This window comes from Kitasatospora sp. NPDC004799 (assembly GCF_040609095.1).
In the GTDB taxonomy this organism is placed as follows: Bacteria; Actinomycetota; Actinomycetes; order Streptomycetales; family Streptomycetaceae; genus Kitasatospora.
On sequence record NZ_JBEXJK010000734.1, the window covers coordinates 1 to 1842 of the forward strand.

General features: G+C 74.1%; 2 protein-coding genes. One reads left to right on the forward strand and one right to left on the reverse strand.

What is annotated here, in order from left to right; genetic code table 11:
* Nucleotides 1-193: 193 nt before the first annotated feature.
* On the reverse strand, nucleotides 194-970 hold the full coding sequence (locus ABZW03_RS40345; RefSeq protein WP_355269790.1) for a hypothetical protein: 777 nt from the start codon (nucleotides 968-970) through the stop codon (nucleotides 194-196).
* A 249-nt stretch (nucleotides 971-1219) separates the two neighbouring features.
* Here ABZW03_RS40345 and ABZW03_RS40350 point away from each other — a divergent pair, with 249 nt between their 5' ends.
* The gene (locus tag ABZW03_RS40350) at nucleotides 1220-1732 is read left to right on the forward strand and encodes a SigE family RNA polymerase sigma factor (protein ID WP_355269792.1); all 513 of its coding nucleotides are present in this window, start codon (nucleotides 1220-1222) and stop codon (nucleotides 1730-1732) included.
* Nucleotides 1733-1842: the final 110 nt, after the last annotated feature.

A 1842-nucleotide genomic window follows, 5' to 3' on the forward strand; every position in this document is an offset into this window, starting at 1 on the left:
GGCCACCGACTTCACCGTGGTCCAGGGCACCCCCCGCCCGCAGGAGTGCCGGCGCTCTCACGCGAGCTCTCGGCCGGGCCCGTCGGCACGCGCTCCCGACGTCAGAAGCGCTCGGCGCCGACGACGAGCGGGTCGGCGGGCTGCCCGCTGCCCGCCGGGGTGACGGCCCCGCCACCGAGCGTCCGGAGCATGCTTACGGGTGGGTGTTCTTGACGTTGGGCTGGGTCTTCTGGTTGTAGATCTCCTGGCCGTCCGCGTTGTAGGCGTGGACGTAGGGGGCCGGGGGGAAGGCGTTGGTGTCGGTGGCGGTGGTGAGGGCCGCGGTGTGGACGAACGCGCCGCCCGCCATGAGGGCCGGGTACTGGGTCGGGTCGTCGCCGTAGCTGACGGTGATCTTGGCGACGTCGGGCGTGTAGTGCCCGGCGCCCAGCGAGAGGACCTGTCCGGCGCCGGCCGACGCGCTGAAGCTGTCGAAGTACTCGATCAGGTGGCCGGCGCCCCACAGGCGGTCGTTGATGAACGTCGCGGGGACGGACAGGCTGCTGCCCTTGTCGCCCTTCGACTCGCACTGCACGTACCGGCCGGCGGAGTCGACGGCGACGACCACGCCGTCGGTTTCCGACGAGGCGACGGGAGTGCGGACCGCGATCACCGCGTGGTACTGCGACGCCTCGGCGCCCAGGCAGGAGGCCAGGATCCCGGCGACCGCCCCGGCCTCGATCGGAGCCGTCGCCGTGCTGCCGACGGCGAAAGCCGCCGGGGTGGCAGGCGCAGCGGTGACAGGCCCAGGGGTGACGGACGAGCCGCTGCCGGAGGCCGTGGCGGTGGCGGTGGGCGCACCGGAGGGCTTGGCGTGGGCCGCGGGGGCGGGCGTGGAGGTGCCGGTCGCGGCGGTGGCCATTCCCCCCGCGGTCGCGATGGCCGCGGCGGTGGCGGTGGCGGTGATGAGCACGATCGGGCGGATACGCATGAATCCGTGTCCCTTCCTGCGGGCGTCCGGTTGACGCCGGCACCCCTGTACGCCTCCCGGCGCCCGGCAGGTCGCACCCCGCGCACGTGATCCAGCTCATAGGCCACCGGTGCGACCCTGGGACGGCGCTCGTGCGTACAGGCCGGGAGGCTCCGCCCACGCACGGCTCCCCCGCCGTGGCCGAGGAGTGCTTCCTCGCGAGCCGCCCGTGTCGCGAGCTGACGGACAGCCCCGGAAGAGAGGCCCTTGATGACGCCACAGGAGTTCGACGCCTTCTACGCGGCGTCCTTCTCCCGCCTGACCGGGCAGCTCTACGCGCTGACCGGCAACTGGTCCGAAGCACAGGACGTGGTCCAGGAGGCCTTCATCCGCGCATGGGGCCGAAGGGGCACCTTCGACCCAGGCAACGCTCCGGAGGCGTGGATCCGGACCACGGCCTGGCGGCTGGCACTCTCCCGCTGGCGGCGTCTGGCCCGGGGCCTGCACCTGGCGGGACGCCACCACCGCCAGGAGCCGCCCACCGTCGAGCCGCCGACCGAGGAGCACCTGATCCTCGTCACCGCGCTCCGCGACCTGCCCGAGGCACAGCGGCGCGCCCTGGTCCTGCACCACATGTGCGACCTCTCGGTCGAGCAGGTCGCGGCCGAGACCGGCGCCGGCGTCAGCGCCGTCAAGAGCCGCCTCGCCCGCGGCCGGGCCGCGCTCGCGGCCAGACTCACCGACCGGACCCCGATCAGCGAGGAAGGAAAGCTCCGTGTCTGACCCCATCCGCGACAACCTCGCCGACCGGCTGCGGCTGCTCGGCACGCAGCTGCCCGCACCGGCCCCGGCCGTGCCCGCTGCGGAGATCCGCCGACGCGCCGACCGGCGCC

Coding starts and splice junctions, on each gene's coding strand:
- ABZW03_RS40345 (WP_355269790.1), bottom strand. CDS start 970: ATGCGTATCCGCCCGATCGTGCTCATCACCGCCACCGCCACCGCCGCG.
- ABZW03_RS40350 (WP_355269792.1), top strand. CDS start 1,220: ATGACGCCACAGGAGTTCGACGCCTTCTACGCGGCGTCCTTCTCCCGC.